Here is a 6402-nt window from a genome sequence, read left to right on the forward strand (position 1 = left end):
ATTTGGTTTCTAGAGGAGAGGGAAAAGCCCAACCTGTCAAGTGTCCATTGAACGATGGTTAGCATAATGAGGATTTGGAGGAAGGGTTTAATGAAGTTCCAAAAGGTGGCTGTAATCAAAGTTATCTGTCCCTGGAGAGTGTTGGAAACACCGTTTGGCAACACAGCACCAGAAAGTGTGACTCCGATGTGCAAAAGCATCAAGACGATGAAGACAGGAATAGAGATGTTGATAATGAGCCAAAGCGGGTTTTGTACAGAACTTTTTCTTTGATTAGGATCGGGTAATGGAGATCTTGACATAAGTTGGCGCAAAGTATCATTGTATATATTCATTCGCATGAGATGATATTCCGTAACCTCTAACCATAAAATTGATGGGTCTCTTGTGGTAATGAGAAGAAGTGATTTTATTGGCAATAGTCGGGTCATTCGCACAGCGATCGCACCCTCACCCCCACACCTCCGAGCCACCAGTAAAGTAAAATTTTCTTTACACCCCGCATCTGCTCACCCCCTTCACCCCATGCTCTGCGACTACCTGGTACAAATCCTGACGGCTCGTGTCTACGATGTCGCCCAAGAAACGCCCCTCGAATACGCCCCAAACCTCTCCGCACGACTCAATAACAAACTCCTGCTTAAGCGGGAAGATATGCAGTCTGTCTTTTCCTTCAAACTGCGGGGTGCTTACAACAAGATGGCGCAACTGCCACCGGATTTGCTGGCACAGGGCGTAATTGCCGCATCCGCCGGAAACCATGCCCAAGGAGTCGCTCTTGCTGCCCGTCAGCTAGGAACGCAAGCGATTATCGTCATGCCCGTCACCACACCCCAGGTTAAGGTAGATGCCGTCAAAGCCCGTGGGGGAGAAGTGGTGTTGCATGGGGATACCTACGACGATGCCTATGCCTATGCCCGTCAACTGGAAGCAGACAAGGGCTTAACCTTTATTCACCCCTTTGACGATCCGCATGTGATTGCCGGACAGGGTACCATTGGCATGGAAATTCTACGGCAATACCAGCAACCTATCCATGCTATTTTTGTGGCAATCGGAGGTGGCGGATTAATCTCCGGGATTGGGGCGTATGTGAAGCGGTTGCGTCCGGAAATCAAGATTATTGGCGTTGAACCCGTGGATGCCGATGCCATGAATCAATCCCTCAAAGCCGGGAAACGGGTGCGATTGTCGAATGTGGGTTTATTTGCCGATGGGGTTGCCGTGCGGGAAGTGGGGGAAGAAACTTTCCGTCTGTGTCAGGAATATGTGGATGAAATTATTCTGGTGGATACGGATGACACCTGTGCGGCGATAAAAGACGTGTTTGAGGATACGCGATCAATTTTAGAACCCGCCGGAGCACTTGCGATCGCAGCCGCCAAAGCCTACGCCGAACGAGAACAAATCCAAGGACAAACCTTAGTTGCCGTTGCCTGCGGTGCTAACATGAACTTTGATCGCCTTCGCTTTGTGGCAGAACGGGCAGAATTAGGCGAACGCCGCGAAGCCATCTTTGCCGTCACCATTCCTGAAAAACCAGGTAGTCTCCGCAAGTTTTGTGACTGTATGGGCAAACGCAACCTTACTGAATTTAACTATCGTATTGCCGACCAAAAGGAAGCCCATATTTTTGTCGGAGTGCAAATTCAAAACCGTGCTGACGCCGCAAAGATGGTTGAATCTTTTGAAGCTTGTGGATTCAAAACTCTGGATTTAACTGATGATGAACTGACGAAATTGCACTTACGGCACATGGTTGGCGGACGTTCTCCTCTCGCTTGCAATGAACTGCTGTATCGCTTTGAGTTTCCCGAACGTCCCGGTGCATTAATGAAGTTCGTCAGTTCTATGAGCCCCAACTGGAATATCAGCGTCTTTCACTACCGCAACAATGGGGCAGACTACGGGCGAATTGTTGTGGGGATGCAAGTACCACCCGATGAGATGAAGGAGTGGCAAGCCTTTCTCGATACCCTTGGTTATCGCTATTGGGATGAAAGCAACAATCCCGCCTACAAGCTATTTTTGGGGCAAGAAAATTGTACGCCACGCTTGCCCTACCGCTCATCGGCTGAGGCATAGTTCGACAGCGAGGGCAATATCTTGAGGAAGCGCTACAAAAGATTTATGAGAGTGGTAGAGATTTAGCGGTAGGAGAAACAAATCTACCGCTAAAAACCTTCTCGGATAATTGCTCGTATACGTTGGAAGAAATTGTTAGGGATGGCTTTTATTCTGGTGAACCTGCAATAGATGATGTGCTGGAATAAGGACGATCATATAAACCTGCTTTGAAAATAGAAGTCAGGAGTTAGCGATTCTCTGTTTCTACTGAGTGTTAGCATTTGAAAGCAGAACCGAGCAGGTGTTGAACAATGGCTGTGGCAAAACCTCAAGTTGAATCCAGGCGAAAAGTGCTGCTGTATCCTGGTGAGGATGGTTATTTTGTTGTCGAGGTACCAAGTTTACCGGGTTGTATCAGTCAGGGAAAAACCCGTGAAGAAGCTTTAGCCAATATCGAAGAGGCGATCACTCTCTATGTTGAGGTTCTGCAAGACCGTGGCGAACCTGTTCCAGACGATAGAGTTGAAGTTGTGCTGGTATGAGTAAGTTGCCTGTCATATAGGCGTGCAGAATGTGTCAAGGCACTTGAGCAGATTGGCTTCGTTGTAGCTCGGCAACGTGGCAGTCACATTATTCTAGTTCGTGAAGAACCTAAAACGACAGTCAGCGTACCAAATCACGATGAGCTAGATCGAGGGACTCTACGTGCGATCGTCCGATAAGTGGACTTGAGTGTAGATGAATTCATCGAACTCTTGTGAGACAGCTTCAAGATAGACCCCTATGGGCGATTGCCTTCGGCACCAGCGAAGCTGATCGCCCACAACTTTCATAATGAAAATAGTTCTCAATCTGAACGTATCTGCGTTGTTTCAGCCTCTATTTTCAGGATTGTTCTTGAGTCTTCGTCAGAGTAATACTCCTCCTAGTAGACAAGCAAGTTTGCTCTAATTCTAGCAATCTCACTCGTCAGACTTCCCTGACACACATCGCTCCTTACGCTTGGAAAGGTTATTGTTGTACTTAGGCTCCAATGGTATCCTAGTTTTCTTGTTTCCATCAACACCCTGCTAAATCAGGATAACTTCTCCCGTATCAAGGTCGTAGCGTCCTCCAACAATTTTGAGCTTGCCATCTTGTGATCGCGTAGACAAAATCGTTGAACTCCGTTTCAATTTTTCAATTTGATACTGAACATTCGCAACCACGGCATTATCAACCGGATCGCCTGATTGACCTTTTGTTCTGGAAATAGCCGGTTTGATGGCTTTAACAAAAGAACCAATATGACCGGGAAGACGTTCTGCTTGGACGGCAGCAGTAACAGCACCACAGCGTTCGTGACCTAAAACCATCAGCACAGGAGTGCCAAGGATAGCTACCGCATATTCTATGCTGCCCAGCACTTCCGGAATCACGATATTTCCGGCAACTCGGATATCAAATAAGTCACCGATTCCTTCATCAAACAAGATTTCGGGAGCCACTCGTGAATCCGCGCAGCTTAACACAGTCGCAAACGGGTGTTGTGCCTGGGCCACTTCTTTCATCCGTGCCTTGGATTGATCGGGATGCTTACTGTTTTGCTTCACAAACCGTTGATTGCCATCCATCAGCCGTTTTAGTGCAGCATCGGGGTTAGGAGGTTCAAGTGCTGGTGACGCGATCGCTTGCTCTAACTTTAAGCTCCAGAATGCACTTCCTGCCACAGCAGCGACCAAACCCATTCCACCAGTTCCTGTTAAGTTCAAGAAACTGCGACGACCCATCCATCCATTATTTTGATTCATGGTTATTGAGAAGAGAAAAGTCAATATTGCCAATGGAAAGCTGGAGTCAAAACCACATCTAGCTTTGACTAGAGCTTTTGTTTTTTAATTTATTCAGATTTCAAAGGGAGACAGAAGCAATCATCTTATATTGACGCGACGCATCTGAGCGAACGAATTTCTATTGCATCCGAAATGTAACAGGTGCCTCCAAACTTGTTGAGGATCGGTCGAATGACTTCTACAGCGGATTTAAGTTTTTCCGGGGGACAAAAAGCAATCACGTAGACATTATCTAACATCGTCATGTCCAAATCTTCGGCATCTCCTAGAAGTCCCTGTCCGGCAACATTCCGGATGACTAGATGCCCAGATACCCCGGCTTGTTTTAAGGCATCTAGAATTTTGCCAAGTTCAAATGAGTTCGCGACGATCTCTATTCGTTTAACTGGATGCATGATGTTATCTCCAGAAGGTATTAATCCCGTATAGATATAAAGGAATCCCCACAATAATATTGAAAGGAAAGGTGACAGCCAGAGCAGTAGAAACGTACAAGCTAGGGTTGGCTTCTGGCACCGTTAACCGCATAGCAGCGGGAACAGCGATATAAGAAGCACTGGCACATAGCACTGCAAACAAAAGTGCATCGCCCTCAGCCATTCCGATAAATTTGGCAATGACAAGCCCAATACAAGCATTGACGATTGGGATTAGTATGGCAAAAGAAATGAGAAAAGCACCCGTTTTTTGCAAGTCTTTAATCCTCTTGGCAGCAACCAGTCCCATGTCGAGCAGAAAGAATGTCAGGATGCCGTAAAACAATCCTTGAGTAAAGGGTTCTAATACTTGCCAACCGTGTTCTCCAGTCAAGACTCCAATGACTAGGCTACCGACTAACAGAAAGACAGAGCTATTTAGGAATGCATCTCGCAGGACTTCTGGCCAGGAAAATTCCCGCTCTTCTGAGTTAGCTGCGAATAGGTTAACGAGAATCAGCCCGACGATAATGGCTGGAGATTCCATAAGTGCTAGAGCCGCCACCATATAACCATCATACTCAATTCCCAACTCGTGCAGAAATGCTCCCGCCGTAATAAACGTCACGGCACTGATGGAACCATAAGTCGCAGCAATCGCAGCGGCATCATAGATGTCCAGCTTCAGCTTGAGAATAAAAAACGTGTAGATAGGAACAGTACAGGCCATTAATATCGCGGCTAAGAGCGTTAAAATGACTTCCTGAGTAACACCGCTCTTGATCAGCTCTACTCCTCCCTTAAATCCGATCGAAAATAGCAGGTAAAGGGATAACAATTTTGGGAAAGGAGCCGGAATTTCTAGGTCGGATTTTACAAAAACGGCTAACATGCCCAAGAAGAAGAACAGGATTGGTGGATTCAGGATATTTGAAACGATCAGGCTTAAATCCATGTCCGCTCACCATCCCCGCACAGGAAGACATTGAAAAAGGCTTTCATCATGACAGAACCATGCAATTGAATATGGAACATCTAAAGATGATGTAGAACCACTGTATGACAATTGAGCCGCTAAAAAAACATTAGTAATTCTTATGTTTAATATAAGTAAATGTTCTTTAAATCGTCGATTTCCTATGACTTCGACGATCAAAGCTAGTTTTGGGGTAGAGTGATCGCTTCTACAACCAGCAGGGGATACAGTGGAAACATCAAATTGAAAGGGGCTAAATTAATACGTAGATTTGCGATCGCCTCGTGGTTTAACGGCTAAAAGTTCAGGGATTCTACCGATTTATTGCGGTCTAGCCTCGCCCTATAGTGGAGTTTTACCGCATCTACTTATGATAGAACATCAAGTCTCTCCTCTCCTCAACCAGCCCCAAAAAGTTACCTCCTCAAATTGTTCAGTCTCGAAACTAAAAAATCAATTCAGCCATCTTACGGCTATAGAACGAATTAAATTATCATTTCCAGCAAATTTTTTATTAAGTAAAAATCTAATTCAAGGTAAGGTTTTAGACTTTGGTTGCGGCTTAGGCAATGATGTTAAATTATTACAACAAAAAAGCTTCGATATTACAGGATATGACCCTCATTACTTCCCACAATATCCGAATGTTAAATTTGACACAATAATTTGCCTTTATGTTTTAAATGTTTTATTCCCTGAAGAACAAGCTAATGTTATGATGGAAGTATCGCATTTATTGAAACCGGGAGGAAAAGCTTACTATGCCGTTAGAAGAGACATTAAAAAAGAAGGTTTTAGAGAACACTATATACATAAAAAACATACATATCAGTGTATTAGTAAACTTCCCTTCCCTTCAATTCACCTAGATGAATCTTGCGAGATTTATGAGTATACTCATTATAACTATCACAGAAATTCATCTAGTACTTGTATATTTTGCAATCCCCACAGCCATTTAACCTTACTAACGGAATCAGCAACGGCTTATGCCATATTAGATGGTTATCCATTGAGTAAAGGACATGCATTGATTGTCCCCAAACGTCATATTGCAAATTATTTTGAACTTTCTTTTAAAGAGCAATCTGCTTGCTGGTTTATGGTCAAC

At 44.8% G+C, this 6402-nt stretch carries 8 protein-coding genes and 1 pseudogene; 5 read left to right on the plus strand and 4 right to left on the minus strand.

What is annotated here, in order from left to right:
• Positions 1–302 (minus strand): hypothetical protein (locus V6C93_RS17515; RefSeq protein ID WP_333477955.1); only part of this gene is annotated, 302 nt, incomplete at its 3' end.
• Between the two features lie 91 nt (positions 303–393).
• Between V6C93_RS17515 and ilvA the strand changes: the two genes are divergently transcribed.
• From ilvA to V6C93_RS17535, 4 genes and pseudogenes are all read left to right on the plus strand, one after another.
• Positions 394–2085: a threonine ammonia-lyase, biosynthetic gene (ilvA, locus tag V6C93_RS17520; RefSeq protein ID WP_333477956.1), complete on the plus strand. Its 1692-nt coding sequence runs from the start codon at positions 394–396 to the stop codon at positions 2083–2085.
• Positions 2082–2273, plus strand: coding sequence for a DUF29 family protein (locus tag V6C93_RS17525; RefSeq protein WP_333477962.1), 192 nt, complete (start codon positions 2082–2084; stop codon positions 2271–2273). The genes ilvA and V6C93_RS17525 overlap by 4 nt, the downstream gene beginning before the upstream one ends.
• A 105-nt stretch (positions 2274–2378) precedes the next feature.
• Positions 2379–2609, plus strand: a complete 231-nt coding sequence (locus V6C93_RS17530) for a type II toxin-antitoxin system HicB family antitoxin (protein WP_333477957.1) — start codon at positions 2379–2381, stop codon at positions 2607–2609.
• Positions 2606–2789, plus strand: a pseudogene (locus tag V6C93_RS17535) (type II toxin-antitoxin system HicA family toxin). The gene V6C93_RS17530 and the pseudogene V6C93_RS17535 overlap by 4 nt, the downstream one beginning before the upstream one ends.
• 348 nt (positions 2790–3137) lie before the next feature.
• On the opposite strand, the gene V6C93_RS17540 reads toward V6C93_RS17535, so the two are convergent.
• From V6C93_RS17540 to V6C93_RS17550, 3 genes are all read right to left on the minus strand, one after another.
• On the minus strand, positions 3138–3857 hold the full coding sequence (locus V6C93_RS17540) for a carbonic anhydrase (protein ID WP_333477958.1): 720 nt from the start codon (positions 3855–3857) through the stop codon (positions 3138–3140).
• Positions 3858–3982: 125 nt separating this feature from the next.
• Positions 3983–4294, minus strand: coding sequence for a P-II family nitrogen regulator (locus V6C93_RS17545; RefSeq protein WP_333477959.1), 312 nt, complete (start codon positions 4292–4294; stop codon positions 3983–3985).
• 4 nt (positions 4295–4298) lie between these two features.
• The gene (locus V6C93_RS17550; RefSeq protein ID WP_333477960.1) at positions 4299–5270 is read right to left on the minus strand and encodes a sodium-dependent bicarbonate transport family permease; all 972 of its coding nucleotides are present in this window, start codon (positions 5268–5270) and stop codon (positions 4299–4301) included.
• A gap of 391 nt (positions 5271–5661) precedes the next feature.
• On the opposite strand from V6C93_RS17550, the gene V6C93_RS17555 reads away from it, so the two are divergent.
• Positions 5662–6402: methyltransferase domain-containing protein (locus tag V6C93_RS17555; RefSeq protein ID WP_333477961.1), on the plus strand; the 741-nt coding region annotated here is incomplete at its 3' end.

The organism is Allocoleopsis sp. (genome assembly GCF_036703385.1).
In the GTDB taxonomy this organism is placed as follows: Bacteria; Cyanobacteriota; Cyanobacteriia; order Cyanobacteriales; family Coleofasciculaceae; genus Allocoleopsis.